General features: G+C 59.9%; 18 protein-coding genes. 3 read left to right on the top strand and 15 right to left on the bottom strand.

Annotated elements, in window-relative coordinates; translation table 11 throughout:
• Positions 1 to 72: 72 nt before the first annotated feature.
• The gene (locus tag BMY54_RS26370) at positions 73 to 633 is read right to left on the bottom strand and encodes a YbhB/YbcL family Raf kinase inhibitor-like protein (protein WP_093440364.1); all 561 of its coding nucleotides are present in this window, start codon (positions 631 to 633) and stop codon (positions 73 to 75) included.
• 139 nt (positions 634 to 772) lie between these two features.
• Here BMY54_RS26370 and BMY54_RS26365 point away from each other — a divergent pair, with 139 nt between their 5' ends.
• Positions 773 to 2,302 carry an FAD-dependent oxidoreductase gene (locus BMY54_RS26365; protein ID WP_093440360.1) on the top strand — a complete coding sequence of 510 codons (1,530 nt, stop codon included), beginning with the start codon at positions 773 to 775 and terminating at the stop codon, positions 2,300 to 2,302.
• A gap of 102 nt (positions 2,303 to 2,404) precedes the next feature.
• Here BMY54_RS26365 and pgaD read toward each other — a convergent pair whose 3' ends face one another.
• The 14 genes from pgaD to BMY54_RS26295 all read right to left on the bottom strand — a co-directional run bounded on the left by pgaD (position 2,405) and on the right by BMY54_RS26295 (position 19,126).
• Positions 2,405 to 2,932, bottom strand: coding sequence for a poly-beta-1,6-N-acetyl-D-glucosamine biosynthesis protein PgaD (gene pgaD, locus BMY54_RS26360; RefSeq protein WP_093440355.1), 528 nt, complete (start codon positions 2,930 to 2,932; stop codon positions 2,405 to 2,407).
• Positions 2,929 to 4,284, bottom strand: a complete 1,356-nt coding sequence (gene pgaC, locus BMY54_RS26355) for a poly-beta-1,6-N-acetyl-D-glucosamine synthase (protein WP_093440350.1) — start codon at positions 4,282 to 4,284, stop codon at positions 2,929 to 2,931. Before pgaC ends, pgaD begins: the two co-directional genes overlap by 4 nt.
• Position 4,285: 1 nt before the next feature.
• A complete protein-coding gene (gene pgaB, locus BMY54_RS26350; protein ID WP_093440345.1) occupies positions 4,286 to 6,283 on the bottom strand; it encodes a poly-beta-1,6-N-acetyl-D-glucosamine N-deacetylase PgaB in 1,998 nt (665 codons plus the stop codon).
• A gap of 12 nt (positions 6,284 to 6,295) precedes the next feature.
• Positions 6,296 to 8,776, bottom strand: a complete 2,481-nt coding sequence (gene pgaA, locus BMY54_RS26345) for a poly-beta-1,6 N-acetyl-D-glucosamine export porin PgaA (RefSeq protein WP_093440336.1) — start codon at positions 8,774 to 8,776, stop codon at positions 6,296 to 6,298.
• Positions 8,777 to 9,026: 250 nt separating this feature from the next.
• Entirely contained in the window at positions 9,027 to 10,532 is a 1,506-nt protein-coding gene (locus BMY54_RS26340) for a YdgA family protein (RefSeq protein ID WP_093440331.1), read from the bottom strand.
• Between the two features lie 303 nt (positions 10,533 to 10,835).
• On the bottom strand, positions 10,836 to 11,471 hold the full coding sequence (locus BMY54_RS26335; RefSeq protein WP_093440326.1) for an NADH:ubiquinone oxidoreductase subunit N: 636 nt from the start codon (positions 11,469 to 11,471) through the stop codon (positions 10,836 to 10,838).
• Positions 11,472 to 11,564: 93 nt separating this feature from the next.
• The gene (locus BMY54_RS26330) at positions 11,565 to 13,007 is read right to left on the bottom strand and encodes an efflux transporter outer membrane subunit (protein WP_093440321.1); all 1,443 of its coding nucleotides are present in this window, start codon (positions 13,005 to 13,007) and stop codon (positions 11,565 to 11,567) included.
• The gene (locus BMY54_RS26325) at positions 13,004 to 13,906 is read right to left on the bottom strand and encodes an efflux RND transporter periplasmic adaptor subunit (RefSeq protein ID WP_093440317.1); all 903 of its coding nucleotides are present in this window, start codon (positions 13,904 to 13,906) and stop codon (positions 13,004 to 13,006) included. Before BMY54_RS26325 ends, BMY54_RS26330 begins: the two co-directional genes overlap by 4 nt.
• Positions 13,903 to 14,112, bottom strand: a complete 210-nt coding sequence (locus BMY54_RS26320; RefSeq protein WP_034151805.1) for a DUF1656 domain-containing protein — start codon at positions 14,110 to 14,112, stop codon at positions 13,903 to 13,905. The genes BMY54_RS26325 and BMY54_RS26320 overlap by 4 nt, the downstream gene beginning before the upstream one ends.
• Positions 14,109 to 16,172, bottom strand: a complete 2,064-nt coding sequence (locus BMY54_RS26315; protein WP_093440313.1) for an FUSC family protein — start codon at positions 16,170 to 16,172, stop codon at positions 14,109 to 14,111. Before BMY54_RS26315 ends, BMY54_RS26320 begins: the two co-directional genes overlap by 4 nt.
• Positions 16,169 to 16,597 (bottom strand): MarR family winged helix-turn-helix transcriptional regulator, encoded by a 429-nt coding sequence (locus BMY54_RS26310; RefSeq protein ID WP_093440308.1) that lies wholly within the window; start codon positions 16,595 to 16,597, stop codon positions 16,169 to 16,171. The genes BMY54_RS26315 and BMY54_RS26310 overlap by 4 nt, the downstream gene beginning before the upstream one ends.
• A 117-nt stretch (positions 16,598 to 16,714) precedes the next feature.
• Positions 16,715 to 18,190, bottom strand: a complete 1,476-nt coding sequence (locus BMY54_RS26305; protein ID WP_175559669.1) for a Fic family protein — start codon at positions 18,188 to 18,190, stop codon at positions 16,715 to 16,717.
• A gap of 100 nt (positions 18,191 to 18,290) precedes the next feature.
• A complete protein-coding gene (locus BMY54_RS26300) occupies positions 18,291 to 18,536 on the bottom strand; it encodes a DUF2789 domain-containing protein (protein ID WP_093440300.1) in 246 nt (81 codons plus the stop codon).
• Between the two features lie 128 nt (positions 18,537 to 18,664).
• Complete coding sequence (locus tag BMY54_RS26295; protein WP_093440296.1) at positions 18,665 to 19,126, bottom strand: aminoacyl-tRNA deacylase; 462 nt, start codon at positions 19,124 to 19,126, stop codon at positions 18,665 to 18,667.
• A gap of 153 nt (positions 19,127 to 19,279) precedes the next feature.
• Here BMY54_RS26295 and BMY54_RS26290 point away from each other — a divergent pair, with 153 nt between their 5' ends.
• Both BMY54_RS26290 and BMY54_RS26285 read left to right on the top strand, forming a co-directional pair.
• Positions 19,280 to 19,831 (top strand): NfeD family protein, encoded by a 552-nt coding sequence (locus BMY54_RS26290; RefSeq protein WP_093440291.1) that lies wholly within the window; start codon positions 19,280 to 19,282, stop codon positions 19,829 to 19,831.
• A gap of 2 nt (positions 19,832 to 19,833) precedes the next feature.
• On the top strand, positions 19,834 to 20,592 hold the full coding sequence (locus BMY54_RS26285; RefSeq protein WP_007917711.1) for a slipin family protein: 759 nt from the start codon (positions 19,834 to 19,836) through the stop codon (positions 20,590 to 20,592).
• The last annotated feature ends 32 nt before the right edge of the window (positions 20,593 to 20,624 follow it).

Genomic DNA, 20,624 nt, shown 5'->3' with positions numbered 1-20,624 from the left:
GATGAATTTGATCATTCATCTCCTGAGACGGGCAGCCCTTTCAGTTCGGGTTAAACGCCGCTAAAAATATTTTCAGCGGTGATAACGCCGCACCGCACTGCTGTTGCGCAGCACATGGCCTTTGATTTTTTCCATCAGCTCGGCGCGGGTCAGACCGGCGGGCAAGGCGTCCGGGGCCAGATCCAGCGCGTAGATCTGGATGATGTAGTGGTGCGCACTGTCGCCCACTGGCGGGCACGGCCCCATGTAATGGGTGTTGCCCTTGCTGTTGGTGCCGCCGAGACCTTCGAGCGCGGATTTGGCACCGACGCCCGCTGCAATCTGGTGCGTGGTGGCTTTGATGCCGTAATGAATCCAGTGATCGACGCCCAGGCCTTTCTGGCCATCCGGGTCGTGCATGACGATCGCGTAGCTCTGGGTGCCGACAGGTCCAGCGTTCCAGCTCAGCGCTGGCGACTGGTTCTTGCCGCCGCAGCCGGGTGCATCGCTGGCCGCTGCCGAGGTGAACAGGCGGTTATCGGAAACACCCGGGATGTTCAGGGTGAAACGCTCCTGGGCCTGCGCCGGAAACTGCACGCAAAGGGTGACGGCGAGAGCCGCCAGCCATGGGTTGAGAGAGGTCAATCGGGTCATTCCGGGAGCACCTTGTGCAGTTGGGCCGTCGTCGGCTTGCAAACTATAGCTGTACCGTTCGCGCCGTGGCAGTAGCAAATGGCTGAACCTCGCACTACCGCGCAAACTCACAAGAGAAATGCCCGTGAGGAAGCCGATCATGCCAGTGCACCGTGTCGCCCGTATCGCCGATGTCCCAGAAGACCGTGGCCTGCAAGTTGAAATCGGCGCGTGCAAGATCGTGCTGCTGCGCGCCGGTGGGCAATTACGTGCCTATCAGGGCGAATGCCCACATGCCGGCGCACCGCTGGCTGACGGTGCGTTGTGTCACGGACGGCTGATTTGCCCTTGGCACAAGGCTGCGTTTCGCGCCGAGGATGGTGCGTTGTGCGAGCCCCCGGCGCTCGACAGCCTCAAGCGCTATCCGCTGGAGCTGCGTGGCGACGAGGTTTGGGTCGATGATCAGCCGTTGCCCGACCCGCATACGCCGCCGGCGGACGATTCGCGCACTTTCGTGATTGTCGGTGCCGGCGCGGCAGGTACAGCGTGCGCGGCGGCGTTGCGGGAAAAGGGTTTCGGTGGCCGGATCGTGATGATCGATCACGAGCCGGGGGCGGGTTACGACCGTACGGTGCTGAGCAAATTTGTCCTTGCCGGGGAGATGCCCCCGCAAGAAATACCGCCGCTGCGTGAGGATGATTTCTATAAAGACCAGCGCATTGAACGCCAACAAGGCGAAATCAGCGCAATCGACGCTCCGAACAAAACCCTGCACCTTATCGACGGCCAGACGCTGAGTTATGACGCGGCGGTGCTCGCCACTGGCGGCGAGCCCAATTCGCTGGATTTACCCGGCGCAGATCTTCCGCAGGTATTCGTGCTGCGCTCAAAAGCTCAGGCAGAACGGATCATGAACGCTGCCAGAGAGGAGCAACGTGCGGTGATCATCGGCGACAGCTTCATCGCCCTCGAATGCGCGTCGGCCCTGCGCCAGTATGGTCTCGATGTCACGGTGCTGGCTCGCCACGCGATTCCCTTCGCTGCGCAATTCGGTGAAGCCGTGGGCAAAGCGATTCGCGCGCTGCACGAACAGAACGGGGTGAAGTTCATCACCGAACACGCAGCCACCGAGATCATCGGCGAAGGCAAAGTCGAGGCCGTATTGCTGGACAATGGTCTGCGTCTTTCGGCAGATCTGGTGCTGGCCGGTGTCGGCGTGCACCCGGCTACCGAAGCCTTTGCGTCACTGCCGAGGGAAAAAGATCAGTCACTGCGCGTCGATGACGGCATGCGCGTTACGGACGGCCTGTGGGCGATCGGCGACATCGCCACCTTCCCGCTGAACGGCCAGTTGCAGCGTATCGAACACTGGCGCCTGGCCCAGCAACACGCACGCATCGCCGCGGCCAATATGCTCGGTGGCGAAGAACATTATCTCGATGTGCCGTTTTTCTGGACCTGGCACTTCGGCAAGAATTACGACTACCTCGGCCACGCCGAACACTGGGATGAAGTGGAGTTTCTCGGCGAACCCGAAAATCCGCCCTTTATCGGTCTGTTCGGCAGAAACGGTGTGCTGGTCGCTGCAGTCGCCTGCGAAAAAGAACGTGCAATGGCGCTGTTGGCCGAACGGATGAAGCAACCGCTGGCAATGGAAGAGGCCTGGACATTGATCCGCGATTACGCTTGATCGTTCCCACGCTCTGCGTGGGAATGCAGCCCGTGACGCTCCGCGTCACTGGACGCAGAGCGTCCCTAGAGGCATTTCCACGCGGAGCGTGGGAACGATTAATTAACGGGGAAGGGGTTCGCGATTATCGTCATCTTCAGCATGCAGAAAGATCACCCGCGGATGCTCCAGTGGTGCCAGCGGCGGTGGCAATTCCTGCGGATGAACCGGCCAGAAATGTGTCACCACATGGCTGATGTCACCCTCCTGATCGTTATGAATGGTCATCACCCCAGGCGTGCGCAGTTTCTGAAAGCGGTCATCGCAGAGTTTGAAACTCTTGCTCAGCCCTTCATCGTCAATCACCGGCGATGGCAAGCGGCGCTGGGCGAAGCTGCGGCTTTTGCGCTGCTGATAGCGCGCCCAGGAAATCAGAATCACCGCGTTGACCAAGGCAATCCACAGATAAATCTGCAAGGTGCCCAGCGCGTCGAACGCCGACTTATCGAGCAGCGGCCCGCCCGCGTGAGTTTCAATAAGCGGCCACAAGCCACGGATCAGCAGAAACAGCAGGCCAACCCAGGCAATGACCGTAAGGATCACGTCGATCACGACCAGAAAGGGCCGCTGGCGGGTCCGGATGATTTTCATTTGATGACCTCCTCTTCGTCGTCGCCGATCGGTTTGATGCCCCGATCAGGACTGACCCAACGCGCACGTTTCTGATGTTGACCGAACAGCACTTTGGGGAAGCTGACCAACGTGGTCAGCAGGCTGATAAGCCAGAACACCAACGGATACCAGACCACCCAGAACATCGTGCGGCCCAATCCCGGCTCATAGCGCCGATCGATGACGATGCTTACCGCGAACTGCACCAGACAGACGAACGCCAGCAACAAACCGGTAAATGCCGGTGGCATCAGGTGATCCACTGCGATCGCCTCGGGCATGACCACAAACTTGCCGACGCCCCAGAAGATTACCGACAACAAGAAGGTGAACGCCCAACCGGTCGACAGGCAGTATTCGAACAGCAGCGGCCACAGGTAACGGTGACGGTACTGCCAGATGCCACGGATGTTCTTGAACAGCACTTCGGCGCCGCCCTGTGCCCAGCGCAACCGCTGCTTCCACAAACCACCGAGGGTTTCCGGCATGAGGATCCAGCACAGCGCGCGCGGCTCGTAGAAGATGCTCCAGTGGTCGAGTTGCAGCTTCCAGCTGATGTCGATGTCTTCGGTAATCATGTCCGGGCTCCAGTAACCGACGCGGTTCAACGCCGTACGGCGGAACGCGACGATTACACCGGAGACGGTAAAAATCCGCCCGAATACCCGTTGCGTGCGCTTGATCAGGCCGATGATCGAGGAGAACTCACCGACCTGCACCCGCCCGACCAGCGTCGAGCGCGTTCGGATCCGCGGGTTACCGGTCACCGCGCCAAGGCGTGCGTTATCCAGCATCGGTGCGACCAGATAGGCTGCGGTGTTCGGCGCCAACAGCGCATCACCGTCGATGCATACCAGATACTCACTGCGCGCTGCGATAGCGCCCATGCGCAAGGCGACGGCTTTGCCCTGGTTTTCCGCCAGGTGCAGCACGCGCAGGCGCGGATCTTCCTTGGCCAGCGCATCCAGCACTTGCGCGGTGTTGTCCTTCGAGCCGTCGTTGATCGCGATAACTTCGATGTTCGGATAATGCTGGGCCAGCGCCGCGTGGATCGTATCGGCGGCATTGTCGCCTTCGTTGTAGCAAGGGATCAGGATCGAGATCAGCGGCTCGCCTTCCAGTGGCGGTGGCAGTGTGTCGTCCTGCCACGGCCAGTGGCGTTCCCAGTGCAGCCAGAAGTACAGGCCGCCGGCAATCCACAACCCGGACATGAACAGCGGGTAGAAGAACACGAAGTCCATCAGGAACTGCCCGGTGACCAGGAAGATCAGCCCCAGCGGCACGCCGAGGACGAGCGCCAGAACAAGCAGGGCTAACAGTCTATCCAGCATGTTATGGATTCCATTTGTTGGAGAGTGCAGGCCTTACGGTTTTCAGGTCCGGCAGGTTGTCGAGGAAGTTGTCCGGGTAGTAACCGAAACTGGTCGCGCCCTGACGCTTGAGACGGCCCATCCAGTCCGCCAGATGTGCGCCGTCGATGTCGGCCTGATCCTTTTTCGTCCAGTCGCGGGCCTGCAATTCGAACACCGTGCGGTTCAGGGCTCCGGGGCGCTTGCTGACGGTTTGCACCAGGGTTTCCAGCCACGGGCCGGACTCGGCCTGGGTCTGTTTTTCCATGAGCGGCATGGCCATCGGCGCGGTCCAGTCATAGGTCTGCAGGAAATCGTCGAGGTTCTGTGCGTACCAGGCTTCGCTGCCGGGATTGAGCATCGGCTCGGCGAAAATATTGCGTGCGGTCAGCACCTGCGGGCCCCGAATGGCGCGGACTTTAGCGGTCAGCTCGTTGGTGAAGTCGATCAGGTAGCGGCTCTTGAACCGCGTCCATCGCTGCAGGGCCGCCGGATCATCGCGCAGGGCGGCAATTGAACCTGGCAAACCGTGGGCGACGTAGGCTTTCAACGCTTCGGGGCCGGCGTCCTCGAAGTCCGACAGAATCGCATCGTCGTGATAGAGGATGCCGTCGACCGAGGTCAGCCGCGCCACGTCCTCGTAGATTTCGCCGATGATCCGCCGCACCTCCGGATCGAACGGTGACAGGCGTTGGTACTGATCCGGATCGATTGCGGTGGTGCCGGTTTTCGGATCCCAGCGCGTGACACGCGGCAGCTTCGCATCAAGGCCGAAACTCAGCACCGGCATCCACGCAAACACCTTCACATTGGCGCGAGTACGCAGTTGCCAGGCCACGCGGTCGAAAATATCCGCACGTACCGGCAAGTGACGGTTGGGAAAGTACAGCGAGTGCACCAGACCATCGCCCTGCGGATCGGCAAAGGCTTGCAGGAACACCGTGTTGGCGCCCATGTCGGCCATGCGCTGCACCAGTTTTCCGAGGTTGATGTCCTGTTGTGCCGGATCCGGGTCGTAGACGTTGTCCAGATCAACGTGCACCACACGCATGACGAAATCCGACTGCACGTCGACGATGCTATTGGAGAAAACCTCGCCGTCGGGATCGGAGGAAACCAGGAAGCGCGGGCTGCTCATCAGGTTGTCGAGGGCGTCGAGACCGTCGTCCAGCGTCAGGGCCATTTCGTAGCCCTCCTCGCCGACCACGGTCAGCGATGTGCCATCCGCCGCACCATACGGCCAGACCCAGACGCGTGGTTTCTTGCCGGTGACCTTGCGGATTTTTTCCGAGATGTTGTTCACGTCGATGCGAATCCGTGCCTGGAAATCGGCCTCGGACTCATAACGTTTGGTCACCGGGTCATAGCGCCGGGTCGCAGCAGCAGGCTGCAGGTTGCCCTGCGGGTTGGCCAGGATCCCTTTGTGGTTGGCGTCGGTGTGCGCGGCAATTTCCACCAGGCCGGATTGCGAGATTTCGCGCACCTGTTCCCAGGTCAGGAAGTCGGAACGCGCACGCGGCGCACCGGCAAAATCCACCGGTTGATTGAGCGGCGTGTCGATCCAGACGCCGACCGGGGCCAGCAAGGCGTGCCAGTTGTAGGCACGCAGCACCGGCAGCACGCGGGTGTAGAAACTCGCATAACCGTCGTCGAAACTGAGCAGGATCGCTTTCGCAGGCAGCTCCGGGCCGCCCTTGCGCGCGGCCATGATCTGGTCGACCGTCACCGGTTTGTAGCCGTTCTCGCGCAGCCACGCGAGCTGCTCGATCATGCGCTCGGTGCGCACCGCCACCACGGCCTGATCGGGATCGCGGTCTTCAACATCGTGATAGGCGATGCCGAGCACGTGATTTTTCGGCCACGGTTTTTCGCTGGCCGCCAGCGGACGCTCGGACGGCGGCGCAAAGGCCGGAGCTTGCTGGGCGCAGGCGCTGACCAGCAGCGCTCCCAGCAGAAGGATGAAACGCGAAATCAAAGGCATCTTCAAACTCTTCTAGAAGCGGAAAGTGAGGTCGACGAGCAGACGCAGATCGGTCTCCCGATCACCGTCGTAAGGCCGGTTGATCACACTGAACAAACCGCCCACCTCGAACACGTCGTTCCAGGCATAACGCTGGCCGTAACCGAGCAGGGCCATGCCGCCGGTGCCGTGCTCACGCTGGCTGTACGTGCCTGCACCGGCCTGGAATTGTTGGCTCCAGGAGGTTTCGTAGCGGTGGTAGAGCACGTGATTGACGTTGACCAGCGGCATCACGCTGAAGTCGGATTTGGGGTTGAAGTACGGCACGTCATCGGACTTGGAGTTGTGGCTGGTACCGACTTCCAGACCGGCGTCGACCTGCACGTTCGGCGCGCTGTAGACGCCCTCGCGGCCAGTGAGCAAGGCTTCAACGCGGTTGTTGCCGTCGCTGAAGTGCGACGGGCTTACCGACAGGCGCCACTCGCGGCTTTCGTTGGCACGCCAGCGAATGAAACCGCTGCCGCCATTGGCCTTGATGTCACTGTTGAGCGCGCGCAATGGCGTCTCGGCCGACAGGTATTCGAGGCTGCCGCCGTACTGCCAGTGGTCATTGATGTCGCGGGCAATCGCCAGCCGTGCGCCCTGTTTGTCGCCGAAACCGTAATCGTGATTGGACACCTCGGCTTCAAGGGTCATGTCACGAGTGCGGCGCTCCAGGCCGACACGCTGAAAGCGGTGGTGCCCGGTGCCTTCGGCGAAGTCGCCGGTGGCATACCCGGCCCCGGCGAACACGCGCCAGTCTTCATCAATGGGCGGGCTGTACAGGGTGGTCTGGATACCAAAATCGCGGCTGCCGCTGACGGCTCCGGCATCGCCACTGCCGCCGCCATTGGCCTTGCCGCCGTAGGCTTCAACGCGCAGTTCGGACATGTCATGCACTTCGCGCTCGCGCGCTGCACGCTGGACCTGACGGTTATCAGGGAAACGCGCGACCACGTCATCGGTCAGCGCATCCATCTGCCGCCATTCCTGCAGCGTCATCGCCGTGCGCGCCTGCGCGACTTCCAGGCCCATGCCGCGCGGCACCATGCTCTCGGTTTCCTTAAGCTGGATTTCCGCACGGCGCGGCCATTGCCGCGCCAGATACAGGTCAGCCTGGGCCAGACGCAGGCCGACATTGCCGGGGGCCTGATCGACCAGCGTCTGCAAGCGTTCTTCGCTGTGGGGCAAGTCGGAACCATAGGTCCCGGCCTGCGCGGCCAACTGCTGGGCGTCCATCCATTCATGGTTGGGATTGCCGATGGGCAAACCTTTGAGTTCGACACGCGGACGCTGGGACTTGGCAGCGTCCTCGGCGACTTTGCGCGCTTCATCGGCACGGTCGCTTTCCAGCAATGCGTAATACAGCGCGGTGGTGTCTTCGAGGCGATCACCGACATCAGCGTCCGGCGCCGACAGCACCTGGCGATACAAGTCCGCGGCGATTTCCGGTTCACGTTGATCCAGATACGACGCCGCTACCCAGCGCAGGGCGTAAGTCGGAATCTTCACGCCTTCGGCTTGCAGCTTCTGGTACTCAGTGATGACCTCGGCCGTGCGTACCCTGGCCTTGAGTGCGCCCATGCGGTCGATGCGCCAGCGAATGACGTCGTCGTGAGCTGTGGCGTCGGGCGTCCAAGTGGCGAGCAGTTTGTCGTAATCGGCCAGCGCACGGTCGGCGATGACGTAGCGTTCTTTTTCGCTGCGGGTGGCGAGTTCGGCGAGACGCACGCGCTCGGCGGCCAGATCACCTTCGAGGCGACGCAACGTGACCGGATCGATCAACCCCGGACGCTGATTGGCCAGACGCAGCGCCGGTTCCGGCAAACGCGCCTTTTGCAGAGCAACCACGTATTCGCGAGCGACTTCCGGCTTGCTGCCGGCGCGCTTGAAGGCCTGATCGTATTCGAACAGGGCATCGTAAGGTTTGTTGTCACGGGTCAGGGCATAGCCCAAGGCGAGACGGCGCGACGGATCATCGGGCTTGGCCGCCACCAGCGCTTTGGCGCGGGTCACCGCTTCGTCGGGTTTACCGGCGTCAGCCTGGGTCAGGGCCAGGCCCAGTTGCAGATCGGCGTTATCCGGCTCCAGCGCCAGGGCCTTGTTGTAGACCTGAGTCGCCTGGTCCCAGCGCTTGAGGTTGCGATAGGCACGGGCGGTGGCGGTCAGCGCCTGAACCGGCAGGACGCGGTCGCGGCCCTGGGTTTCATAAACCTGCACCACTTCGGCATCGAGGCCGGCCCAACTGGCGATTTGCAGGTGATCGCTGATCTGCCCGGTCGTCGACTGACCGGGTGGCACCTGACGCAAAACCGTCAGCGCCGGCGTGTACTGCCCGGCGCGAGCGTCGCGCACCATCTGATCGTAGGGTGTGTCGGCAAACGCCAGCGCCGGCCAGAGCAACTGGCTGCACAGCGCGACTCGGAACAAAGGGCGTAAACCACGATGTAATACAGGAACATCAATACGCGGCATTCGTCAGCATCCTTACATGGCCAGCCGGGTCGCAATGCCCTCCTTGCCCATTCGTAACGGTGGCCGCCAATGCACATGCAACGGCCAAGCTTAGTCAGGCAGTTTTGCACGCAAGCGTAGAGCAACATCCAGAACACAATAATTGTTCAGAATCGTGCTGGCGGTTCAGCCGAAAACCCGAACGCCAGACAGCAAAACGCCCGGCGTCCGTGCGATACAGAGGCCGGGCGCTGCTATTAAGAACGCAGAATTACTGCACTTGCGTGACGCCTGCGAACTTGCTCATCAGGAAGCCGACGAACTGCTCAACGGTCATCTTCTGGCCGTTGAATTCGACCTGATTGGCGGCGTAGTGCAGCTTGGTCACGACGTTGGTGCCGTCGACGACGGCCAACTGCGAACCGACCGCCATGCCGGCGAACATGTCAGCCGCTTCCTTGGACTGATCGACGATGGCTTTGGCATCGGTCTGACCATCCAGTTGCGCCTGTACGCTAAGCAGATCGACCAGCATCGGCTTGGACACCTGGATATTCAGATCAAGCAACGCAATCAGTTGTTTGCCCAGTTGATCCGGCGGCAAATCCATCGATTGCGGCTTGGTCAGGTCGATCACCAGATTGGCCTTGCTCTCGCCGTTGGCGGTGTTGAACGAGAGGTTTTCCAGCGCAATCTGTGGGCCGGCGGCCAGCAATTTCTGCAGGTCGGCTTTGACCTGGGCGTTTTCAGCTTCGGTGAGGTTCAGCTCCGGCGCTGGCAAGCCCTGGGCTGCAGCCTCGGCCGCGGCTTTTTCATACGGCTGCAATTTGGTCTGGTAGATCTGCATCAGCGACAGGGTCGACGGGATGTCGAGGTTTTTCAGGCTCATGGCCATGTTCGCCGAACCGACTTTCTTGTCGTTGATGCTGACTTCGCCAATTTTGTAATCAGCACGACCCGAGGCATTGCTGCCGTTTTCTTCGGTGAGGTTCTTCATTTCGAAGTTCTTCACACCGAGCACCGATTGCTTGGTGCCGAAGGTGGTTTTGCTGTTGGTCAGCTCCAGGGTGTTTTCCCCGGTGTAGTAGCCGTAGCTGCTCTTGGCGAGGTTGCTGGCCAGGGTCAGACCGTTGAGCTCGACCTGCACCGGCGCCTGGTCTTCAGCCACAGTAACCAGTTTCAGGTTATCCATGTAGCCGTCTGCCTTGACCTTCTGCGCTTTGGCGTTAGCGGAGATGTTCATGGTCAGGCCGGAAAATTTCAGACTCGATTGCTCATCCAGCGCAGTTTCGAACGGCAGCAGGTCGAGGGTGCTGGTGGTGGACTCGTCGTAGCCGATGCTGGTTACGCCTTTGAGCGGCGCGGCGCCCTTGGTGGCGGCGAACCATTTCTCGGTGGCCGGATTCTTTTCCAGTTCGTAGTTGCTGGTGGCCATGACCGGCAGCCATTTCAGCGAAACCAGACGCGAGAACGGCAGCGGACCGTGTTCGATGTGGTCGACAAACAACAGTTCGACCGGCTTGTCGCCAAACATCTCGCCTTCACCCTTGAGGCGATAGTGCGCGGTACTGGTGAAAGTGTGGCGTTCCAGCGACACCAGTTCCAGCGACGCGGTGCCGTTGGAGCCGGCCATGGCGGTTTGCAGCTCTTGGTTGGCATTGCTGACGGCGTTGTTCAACACGCCTTCGATCTTGGTCCCGGTGTACCAGGCCCCGCCCGCGCTGATCGCGCCGATGGCAACAACAATTCCGAGAAGCACGCCTGCTGATTTATTCATGAATGACCTGATCGATTTCCGTGGCTGTGAGTGTGGTCGTCTTCCCTGAACCCGTGACCGGGTCGCGGCTCGACTGCGCTGAATTCAGCGGTGGAGATTAGCACCGGGCGCGCAAGACGGCCCAATGTTTAAAGGTTAAAGAGTGTCTTTGGGGAGAGTGGACAGTGGGCGGGCAGTGAGAGTTTCGCTGTTTTTCAGTCCGCCTTCGCGAGCAAGCTCGCTCCCACAATGGATCTGTGCTCAACGCAAATCCACTGTGGGAGCGAGCTTGCTCGCGAAGGGGCCAGATGATTCAGCAGAGAATCAGGAATACTGAACCTCAATCTCATCCAGTTGATGATCAAAGCTTTTCAGCCGCGCGGTCCAGGTGTACACCAGCACTTCAAAGTCCCGATCGATCACCGCCCCGCCCGGCCCCTCGGCGCGCGGGTCGCAGAAATCCAACTGATAGCGCTCGCGGGCCATGGCCGTGGCGACATCGGACAATTCGCGGGCGTTGTTCAACCAATGCCAGCCCTCATCATCGATCTGCTTGTCGAGTTCCAGGCACTGCTTTTTCAGCGCTTCGAGACTTTTTTCCAGCGGCGTGCCGGTGAGTTCGCCCATGACTTCGGCGAAGGTGCGCCCCGGCTGCCAGTAACTGCCCCAGAAATACCGGTCGAACACGGTTTCGACCCGGCGCAGGGCGACTTTGGTGTCCCAGATCAGCACCAGGGTCTTGCCCTGTTCAAGCTGCCGCTTCTTCACGCGCTGCACCTGAACCGACGCCCAGGCGACCACGACGATGGCCATGACCGCAATCAGCGCGACGGCGCTGTCGAGGAAAACCATGGCCTTGTCGATCTGATGGGCCAGCATGATGCCGTAGAAATAGGTCGCCGAGAGCAGCACCAGCGCTGCGAGGGCGCACCAGAAGCCGAGAGCGTAAGGGTTTTTCATTATTGGTTTCCCCTAGACCAGCGCTAGCAATGTGCGCTGAAAGGGCGCCTTGCTCGGGGCACCCTTCCAACACTTCAAAGCATAGCAACGGCCTCAGGGTTTGCTGGGGCTTGCAGCGTGCGTTCGTCCGCTTTCCCAACCGCCGCCCAAGGCGAGGAACAAATCGATCTGGCTCATCGCAACCTGGGTGTTGGCGGCGGCCAGTTGCGCGGTGACATCGGTGTAGGTGCGCGTTGCTTGCAGGTCGGCGAGGAACGACTCGCGGCCGGCCTGGAAGAAGCGGTGGGTCTGGTCGGCGGCCAGTTTCGCTGACTGCTCGGCATCGGCCAGCGCATCGCGGCGTTGCAGCAAGGCGCTGTACTGAGCCAGACCGGTCTGGGTTTCGCGAATGGCATTGAGCACCACGCCGTCGAAGTGCGCCAGTGCGCCTTGGGTCGCCGCTTCTGCCTCGCGGATTCGCGCACGAGCGCCGTTGGTCGGCACTTTCCAGCTCAGCGATGGGCCGAAACCCCAGCGGTTGGTCGACGGATCACCCAAGTCATCGATGAGACCAACAGTGCCGATGGTCGCGCCGATACTGATGTCCGGATACAACTCGCCAGTGGCGACGCCGATGCCGGCGGTCGAAGCGGCCAGACGACGTTCGGCCTGACGTATGTCTGGGCGACGTTTGAGCAGCGCAGCGCCATCGCCGACCGGCACCAGTTGGGCGATTTTCGGCAGTTCTGCGCAGGTGGCGGTACCGGCCGGCAATTGATCGACCGGTTTTGCCAGCAGCATCGACAGACGGTACAACCCGGCCTGACGCGCGGCTTCATAACGCGGCATGTCGGCGCGCAAGGATTTGAATTGGGTTTGCGAGCGAGTCACCTGAGTTTCGTCGCCACGGCCGGCATCGCGCAGACGTTGAATCAGCGTGGTGCCTTGCGATTGCAGGTCAAGGGAGTGCTGGGCAATTTCCCGCTCTTCGTTGGCCGCGCAGACTTGGGTGTAAGCACGCACGACGTCTGCCACCAAGGTGATCCGTGCCGTGTCTGCCGCTGCCTGGGTCGCGTCGGCATTGGCCTTTGCGCCTTCGATGCCGCGTTGCAAAGTGCCCCACAGATCGAACTGATAAGAAGCGCTGATGCCGATGTCGCCGACGTTATCGACCGGGACTTTTTCCGGCAGCAAGAATGCCTGACCAGACTCTTGCAAACGCTGCGCACCCATCTTCACACCTGCGCTCCAGCCGCCCGCTGCTTCGGCCTCATCGACCTGAGCGCGAGCCCGCTGCAAGTTGGCAGCAGCAACGCGCAGGTCGGTGTTGGAGGCCATGGCCTGCTGCACCAGTTGATCCAGCCGCGCATCCTTATAAAGACGCCACCAATCCGCCGGCACCGGCGCCGAGACTACCGGTTTGCCGGCCACCGCCAGTTCGCCCTGAAAATCCTTGCGCTGCACCGCTGCATCCTCAGGCACCTGATAGTCCGGCCCGACCATCTGACAGGCCGAGAGCATCACGCCCAACCCGGCGATCATCAGCGCCCTGCTCATTGCGCGGGCTCCTGCGTTTTATCGTCGACCTTTGAGTCTTCGATGATCGAAACGGTGGCAGTGCGCCCGGCGATCATGCGGAAATCTGCCGGCACGTCATCAAAGGCAATCCGCACCGGAATCCGCTGCGCCAGCCGCACCCAGCTGAACGCCGGGTTGACGTTCGGCAACAGATTGCTGCCGCTGGTACGGTCGCGGTCTTCGATACCGGCGACGATGCTTTCAACATGCCCGCGCAGTTTGGCGCGGTCGCCGATCACACGAATATCCACCGACTGGCCAACATGAATGCCGTCGAGTTTGGTCTCTTCGAAATAGCCGTCGATGTGAAACGAATTGCTGTCGACCACCGACAACACCGGACGCCCGGCGGTAACGAATTCCTGCGGACGCGGCGCACGGTCGTTGACGTAGCCGTCCACCGGGCTGCGGATCACTGAGCGGTCGAGGTTGAGCTGAGCGCTGTCCACGGTGACCATGGCTTCGGCCAGTGCCGATTGCGCGCGGGCGACCTTCGACTGGCTTTCTTCCAGTTGCTCGGCCGGCACCAGGTTACCGAGGCCACGGTTACGCTTGGCCTCGCGCTGGGCTTGAGCGAGGGTTTCTTCGCGATCAGCGACGGCCGCCTTGGCCTGACGCAGGGCCAGTTTGAAGCGATCCTGGTCGATGCTGAACAGCACCTGGCCACGCTTGATCAACTGGTTGTCTTTCACTTCAACCTGCTGGATCAACCCGGAAACGTCCGGGGCGATCTGGATGATGTCGGCGCGAATGTGGCCGTCACGGGTCCACGGCGCGAACATGTAATACATCACCATGCGCCAGACGAGGACAACGGCAAAAGTCACGATCAGCAGGGTCAGTACCACGCGACCGATGGTCAAAAACGGTTTTTTCATGTCATCAGGTATCGACTGAGTGAGTCCACGCCGTACAGCAGTACCGCGTAGAGAGCCACGTTGAACAATGCCCGGTGCCAGACCAGACGGTAAAAGTGCACGCGCTGAAGTACGCCATGCACCAACAAAAACAGCACATAAGTAATGCCCATCAACACCAGCAGGGTCGGCAGGAAAATGCCGCTGATGTCCAGATCACCGATCATAGGGGCGCTCCATCGGGCAGCGGTTCTTCGGAGTCGGCACTGGCGACGAATTCGACGCCGGGCAACAACGCCAGACGCAAACCGCTCAAGGCATGCAACAGGTTCAGACGGGTTTCATCGTCGCCCTGGCCATTGAGTGCGCGACGAGTGCGATCGAGGGTCATCAATAACGGCGCTGGCGCCGGCAAGCGTTCGCCAGCCTTGAGACAAGCGCGGAAATACTCGCCGACTTCACTGACCACTTGCTGCAACAGCGCGTTCGGCGCGCCCGTCACCCGTGGGGTATAGGCGAGTAAATCGAGCAGGTTCAGGCCGACGCGGACTTCGCGCATGGCGATGCCGGTGTCTTGGCCGGTGAGGGCCAGACGCGGCAGGTGCTGCATCAGTCGATCGAGCAACTGCACGCCCAATTTGCGATGTTCGGCAAGGTTGGCCGGCTCGGTCATGTGGACGATGTCTTTCCAGCTGAAACGGGTCAGGCGTTTGGCTGCCAGTTCGGCGCCGAATGGGCGTGCGACCAGCGTCCAGATGAAAGCGAAAAGCAGGCCGATCGGTCCAGCGAGGTTGGAGTTCACGAAGGCGAAAAAATCCGCATCGTAAGCGCCCTGAATGCTGATGAACGACGAGGTGTTAACCAGCGTCAGCAGCATGCCGAGGAAGAACCGCGGCTGTACCGTCAACGTGCCGACGCAGATGAACGGGATGGAAAACGCCAGCACCAGCATCGGGAAGTCATGCAGGTTGGGCAGAATCAGAAACAGATAAAGGCTGGCGAACAGCACCGACATCCCGGTCCAGAAAAAGAACCGGTAAATCTGCGGTGCCGGGTCGTCCATCGAGGCGAAAAAGCTACAGGCCACCGCGGCGAGAATCACCGCGCTGCCGCCGTCCGGCCAGCCGAGCAGAATCCACAGCACCGAGGCGGTGATGATCGCCAGAACGGTCGAGGCCACCGAGTAGAGCATCAGTCCACGATCAATAAACGGTGTCAGTCGACCCAGTCGCCAGTGGCGATACACCGCGCGCCAGCTGTCCTGGCGTTCGCAAAGAATCGCGTCCTGCAGACTGCGGCAGTCTTGCCACAGATCGATGAATTCGCCGAGACGATAAATCGAATTTGAGAACAGCAATTGCCTACGATCCTCAAGCGCCTCGACGCTCGGCTGCAGGGCTTCGAGCTGATCTTTCAGCGTTTGCCAACGGTCGAGATCGGCGTCCGGGTGACCGAGCCATTCACGGGTCGCGGTAAGCAGCGGTGCGAATTTTTCCACCAGTTCCGGCGTGCGCCGTTCGAGGGCGTAGAGCGAATCTTCCAGCGCATCAATCACCGGTAATAGATGAATCATCCGCCCGCGCAATTCTTTGGTGTTGCGCACGGTTTGCGGTCGCGCACCTTCGTGAGGCAACTGGCCAATCATTAATTCGAGGCTGTTGAAGTTGGCAACCATGGCCATGCGCAGCGCAGTGACTTCTTCGGGCTGCACGTCGCGGCTGAGGAATTTCAGGCTGTAGGTCGTTGCGTCGGCGAACCACTTGCTCACGGCATCGTTGAACACCGGCGCCAGACGACGCGGCCAGAACATCGCGCCGACCACGGCGGCAACGGCGATGCCGAGGAAAATCTCTTCGGTGCGCGCCTCTGCTACGTCCCACACCGCCAGCGGGTTATCCACCACCGGCAAGGCAATCAGCGGCAGGGTGTAACCGGCGAGCATCAATGCATAATTGTTGGCCGTGCGCAGTTGCAGGGACAGGAACAGCAAAATACCCGTCCACAGCGCGATGACCACCACCAGCACAAACGGACTCTGCACGAACATCGGCACGAAAAAAACCGCCGCCGCGGCACCGAGAAAAGTCCCGATGGCACGGTACAAGGCCTTGGAACTGGTCGGCCCGAGAAACGGGCTGGAGACGATATACACCGTGGCCATCGCCCAATACGGACGCGGCATTTGCATGAGCAAGGCGATGTACAGCGCGATCATCGACGCTGCAAACGTACGGACCCCGTAGAACCAGTCACGGGCCGGCGGAATGCCGGAGAAAAAACCGTTCAAGAATTGACCACCAAAGGCGGACTGGCCGCCTCAAAAGCTCTGAGTACCCGAAGCGTAGCTTCCAGATCGCTTTGCTCGATGCCTTCGAGCACCTCGTGACGCAAGCGCACCAGTTCGATCTCCACCGCTTGCACCAGTTCACGACCGGTGTCGGTCAGGCTCAGGCATTTGGCCCGGCGATCCTGGGCATCTTCGGTGCGGCAGACGTAGCCGGAATGGCACAACTGATCGAGCAGACGCACCAGCGACGGACTCTCCATCCCGGCGGCCTGCGCCACCCGCACCTGGCGCACGCCCTCGCCCAAGCGGCCGATCATCAACAGCGGCACGGCGCAGGCTTCGGAGATTCCGTAGTTGACCAGCGTGGTCTGGCAGATCTTCCGCCAATGCCTGGCGGCCACCACCATGGCACTGCTGATGTTCATCTGGAGAGCGTCGAGTTCGTTCGGCACGAGGAAATGCACACTGTTAGTTTGCTAACTATCAATATCGCATTGGAGGGGAATTTCAGTCAAGTTTTGAAACAAATTGCCTGTTCAGGGTTAGCCTACCGAATCGAAATCACCCGCTATCTGCTCAATGAAATCGAAAACCTCCTCCGGCACGCTGAACTGGAACTGCTTACGTCGATGCTTTGATACTTTGTTACCGTTATCCAGACACATCATTACCAGTTTCGAGAGGTCGCTCCCCCGTACGTCAAAACGCCCATTCACCTCTTTGATGACGTAGTCGTATTTTTCAAGAAACTCGGTCTCCTCGCGCAGCTCCACTTCCAATGCTCGCAAGGCCATCTGCAAGGTAAATTCTGCACATTGAGTCCCGTCCCAGAATCGATAGATTGAGTCGTGCCCAATAAAATCGAAAGCCATCTGATCAGCGTCCAGCCAAGTGACATTCCAGAACTCTCTTGCTGGTTTCGAGAACTCCTTTAACGCTTCGAGATAGCCAGACTCTTCGTGTTTCATCGCTACGGAAACCGGTAACAACAAACCATTTTTTAGAGCGTCAGAGTGGCAAAGCGTCTGGTGAATCAGGAAACGTGAAAGTCGACCATTGCCATCCATGAACGGGTGAAGAAAGACAAACCCGAAAGCCACAACCGCTGCAGCTATCAACGGATCAACCTGCTTGGCTGAGTGATTGGCAAAACTCATCAACTCGTCCATCAACTCCCTGCACAATTGCGGCGGAGGCGGGACATAGCTGACGCCAGCTGCGCCTCTCAAGCCGTTGTGTAAATGGTTCTGTTCATGACGGAAAAGCACAGCTTTATCGAAAGGATTGGAAACCGTACTGTTCTGCAACTCGACCAAATAGTCTTCGCTCAACTCTGTTCGCTCATGGGCTTGGCGCAGAAGCCGAACAAAACGGCGCGACTTTTCTTCGTTGGGCTCTTCTTTCTCAATGGCGAAAGAATCGCGGGTCTCATGCAGATAGGCCCAATTGATTGCCCGATCCATCATTTCCGGCGGCAACGTCGCCATAAAAGCCTGGGCTCGACCAAGGATGTCCAGATCAAGCAGCGCCTGCAGCTCCGTCGTACGCTCGACTGTGGCGCAGTAACGCATTGACCCCAACCCGTTAAAATCTACCCGCCAACGACTATTTCGAATTGCAGGCCCGGTGACATAACGCTTGGGATCAAACAAAGCGACAACGTTGCCCCGAACCGGTACGGAATATTCCAGCTGTTTGCCCGTGAAACTTTCCCAAAGAAAACAGGCCTTGCGGATAAATACCCCGTTAGGTGATCGGCTCAACTCACCTAGCAACTCGTCCGCTTCAACGGTTTCAAGCGCCTGAGCAAGAATGCACAGGTTTATTCCCTCATGCTTCAGAGCAAACAAGATGTGCTCAAGTGTCGAACCCTGTGCCGGCGCGACGCCGTTTGGAACCGCTAGACACTCACCGATCAAGGTAATCCGGGTAACCGGTTTGATCATCGCAATGCGCTTGGGGGCAAATGCATTAAGCTTCAGCGCATCACGCAGGTGGGCATATCCAACAGTTGGCATCGTCATCGTCCACATAAAAATTCACTGCGACGATTAAAGCCCAGTTTTTTTTACATCGCGCATGTTTTTTTTACATTTCAGCCTTTTCCTACAATTTTTTTTACACACTTCTGCCCTTTCTCAACAACACATCCAACTGATCCACCACCTCCGCCCAGTCGGCGTCATCCAGAATCTCGTCCCGTAAAAACTCCGCTTGGCTCTTCGTCCAGAAAAACGCATCAGCCAAATGCAGCTCAGGTTCGAGCGGGGAATGGGTGGCGATGAATTTGTCGATGTTGATCGGATCGTCGGGAAGGCCGAGTTGTTTGAACAGGGATGGCAAGCTGTGCGTTGGGCTTTCCATTGAGCAATTCCTTGATGAATGGGGTGTTTGGAAGATTATTCGCGAGCAGGCTCGCTCCCACAGGGGAATGCGATCAACCTGTGAGAGCGAGCCTGCTCGCGAAGGCGTAAGTGCCGGCGCCATAAATCCTAATCACTCAACTCCCGCACCTCGGCATGCGGCACCATTTTCAGAAATTCGGGCATGCTCATGTGCAGCAGGTAGTTGTGGTTGCCCGCCTCCAGATAAATATCCTTCTGCCGCGTCAGCAACGGGTCGATGACCATGTCCAGGCCATAGGAGTCACCCAGCGGCGGCACTGCCCCGCGTTCGCAGTCGTCGAAAATATGCGCCAGATTGCTTTCGCGGGTCAGTTGCCATTCGCCGCTGGTGCGTACCTTGCTCAGGTCCAGGTGACGACTGGCCGGCAATACGGCCATCAGGTAATGCCCGTGGTGGTCGTCGAGAATGATCGATTTGGCCACGCGCTCGGCGGGTACCCCGGCGACCCGTGCGGTTTCCAGGCTGCTGGACGAGTGTCGATGGGCGACGATGTCGTATTCGCAGTGCGCCCGGTTCAGGCTGCTCTGCACCTTTCTTGCCATACGCATGATGCACCTCGGTGTTGCGCTGAACGGTGATTGCCGTGTCTTTGAGTCTAGTTCGGCGGGTGTCTGGCGCAGGGAAATCCGCTCACCGGACATGTCTGCACATTGATCAAAATTCATACAGGACAACCCTCAACTAGACTGTAAAAACCAGACATGACGCTCGCGGAGGGTCACGTGAACAGCCGATGTTGTGCGTTTGCCTTGCTCCTGCTGATCAGCGGATCAGCCCTGGCTGCCGACAGCCCGTTACCGGCCATGAGTCCGGCCGGTTTGTGGTTGATTGCCTTGGGCATCGTCTTTCTGATCGCCGAAGCGGCGCTGCCCAATTACGGAGTGATCGGGCTGGGCGGGATCATCATGTTCGTCATCGGCGCGCTGATCCTCAGCAACGCCGAACTGCCGGCGCCGATGATGATCGGCCTCGGTCTGATCAGCACGCTGCTGTTGCTCGCGCTGCTGATTCGCGCCCTGAAAACCCGCCCGCGCCATGCCGTCAGTGGCGACGCCGGCCTGCTTGGCAGTGTGACCGCGATCACCACGGTGCAACCGGGCGATGCCCGTAACGGCTGGGTGCAACTGCAAGGTGAACGCTGGCAAGTGCTCAGTGCCACACCGCTGCACACCGGGCAACCGGTGCGCGTGGTGGCGCGCAAGGGATTGTTGCTGCAAGTGGCCGCGACTGACGCGGCACCGCTCGGAGAGTGATCATGGGTCTGCAAATCGGTTTTGTTGCGCTGCTGTTACTGGTCATTGCCCTGGCCGGCTCGACGTTTCGCATCCTGCGCGAATACGAACGCGGCGTGGTGTTTCAGCTCGGCCGTTTTTGGCAGGTCAAAGGCCCCGGTTTGATCCTGCTGATCCCGGTGGTCCAGCAAATGGTCAGGGTCGACCTGCGCACGGTCGTCCTCGACGTGCCGCCGCAGGACGTGATCACCCGCGACAACGTCTCGGTCAAGGTCAACGCCGTGCTGTATTTCCGCGTGCTCGATCCGCAGAAGGCGATTATTCAGGTTGAGGATTATCTTTCTGCCACCAGCCAACTGGCGCAAACCACCCTGCGCGCGGTGCTTGGCAAGCATGAACTGGATGAGCTGCTGGCCGAGCGCGAGCAGTTGAACATCGACATTCAGCAGGTGCTCGATGCGCAGACCGATGCCTGGGGGATCAAGGTCGCCAACGTCGAGATCAAGCATGTCGATCTCAACGAATCGATGGTCCGCGCCATCGCCAAACAGGCAGAAGCCGAACGCGAGCGGCGCGCGAAAGTGATTCACGCCGAAGGCGAATTGCAGGCCTCGGAAAAACTCATGCAAGCGGCGGAAATGCTCGGACGCCAGCCCGGGGCGATGCAGTTGCGCTATATGCAGACCTTGAGTTCGATTGCCGGAGACAAGAGTTCGACGATTGTCTTTCCGTTGCCGATCGAATTGCTCAAGGGCATGGCGGATTTGTCCGGCAAGTCCTGAAGAGCAAAAGATCGCAGCCTGCGGCATCTACA

It is taken from the genome of Pseudomonas sp. ok266 (genome assembly GCF_900110195.1).
Taxonomy (GTDB): Bacteria; Pseudomonadota; Gammaproteobacteria; order Pseudomonadales; family Pseudomonadaceae; genus Aquipseudomonas; species Aquipseudomonas neuropathica.
Note: the sequence above shows the minus strand (reverse complement) of the source record. Positions and strands in the feature narration are given on the sequence as shown.

Bases quoted from the DNA above. Each gene is read 5' to 3' on its own strand.
- pgaC (WP_093440350.1), bottom strand. From the start codon at position 4,284: ATGCTGGATAGACTGTTAGCCCTGCTTGTTCTGGCGCTCGTCCTCGGC.
- BMY54_RS26330 (WP_093440321.1), bottom strand. From the start codon at position 13,007: ATGAGCAGGGCGCTGATGATCGCCGGGTTGGGCGTGATGCTCTCGGCC.
- pgaB (WP_093440345.1), bottom strand. From the start codon at position 6,283: ATGCCTTTGATTTCGCGTTTCATCCTTCTGCTGGGAGCGCTGCTGGTC.
- BMY54_RS26300 (WP_093440300.1), bottom strand. From the start codon at position 18,536: ATGGAAAGCCCAACGCACAGCTTGCCATCCCTGTTCAAACAACTCGGC.
- BMY54_RS26340 (WP_093440331.1), bottom strand. From the start codon at position 10,532: ATGAATAAATCAGCAGGCGTGCTTCTCGGAATTGTTGTTGCCATCGGC.
- BMY54_RS26335 (WP_093440326.1), bottom strand. From the start codon at position 11,471: ATGAAAAACCCTTACGCTCTCGGCTTCTGGTGCGCCCTCGCAGCGCTG.
- BMY54_RS26290 (WP_093440291.1), top strand. From the start codon at position 19,280: ATGACGCTCGCGGAGGGTCACGTGAACAGCCGATGTTGTGCGTTTGCC.
- BMY54_RS26285 (WP_007917711.1), top strand. From the start codon at position 19,834: ATGGGTCTGCAAATCGGTTTTGTTGCGCTGCTGTTACTGGTCATTGCC.
- BMY54_RS26295 (WP_093440296.1), bottom strand. From the start codon at position 19,126: ATGCGTATGGCAAGAAAGGTGCAGAGCAGCCTGAACCGGGCGCACTGC.
- BMY54_RS26320 (WP_034151805.1), bottom strand. From the start codon at position 14,112: ATGATCGGTGATCTGGACATCAGCGGCATTTTCCTGCCGACCCTGCTG.
- BMY54_RS26325 (WP_093440317.1), bottom strand. From the start codon at position 13,906: ATGAAAAAACCGTTTTTGACCATCGGTCGCGTGGTACTGACCCTGCTG.
- pgaA (WP_093440336.1), bottom strand. From the start codon at position 8,776: ATGCCGCGTATTGATGTTCCTGTATTACATCGTGGTTTACGCCCTTTG.
- BMY54_RS26310 (WP_093440308.1), bottom strand. From the start codon at position 16,597: ATGAACATCAGCAGTGCCATGGTGGTGGCCGCCAGGCATTGGCGGAAG.
- pgaD (WP_093440355.1), bottom strand. From the start codon at position 2,932: ATGAAAATCATCCGGACCCGCCAGCGGCCCTTTCTGGTCGTGATCGAC.
- BMY54_RS26370 (WP_093440364.1), bottom strand. From the start codon at position 633: ATGACCCGATTGACCTCTCTCAACCCATGGCTGGCGGCTCTCGCCGTC.
- BMY54_RS26305 (WP_175559669.1), bottom strand. From the start codon at position 18,190: ATGCCAACTGTTGGATATGCCCACCTGCGTGATGCGCTGAAGCTTAAT.
- BMY54_RS26365 (WP_093440360.1), top strand. From the start codon at position 773: ATGCCAGTGCACCGTGTCGCCCGTATCGCCGATGTCCCAGAAGACCGT.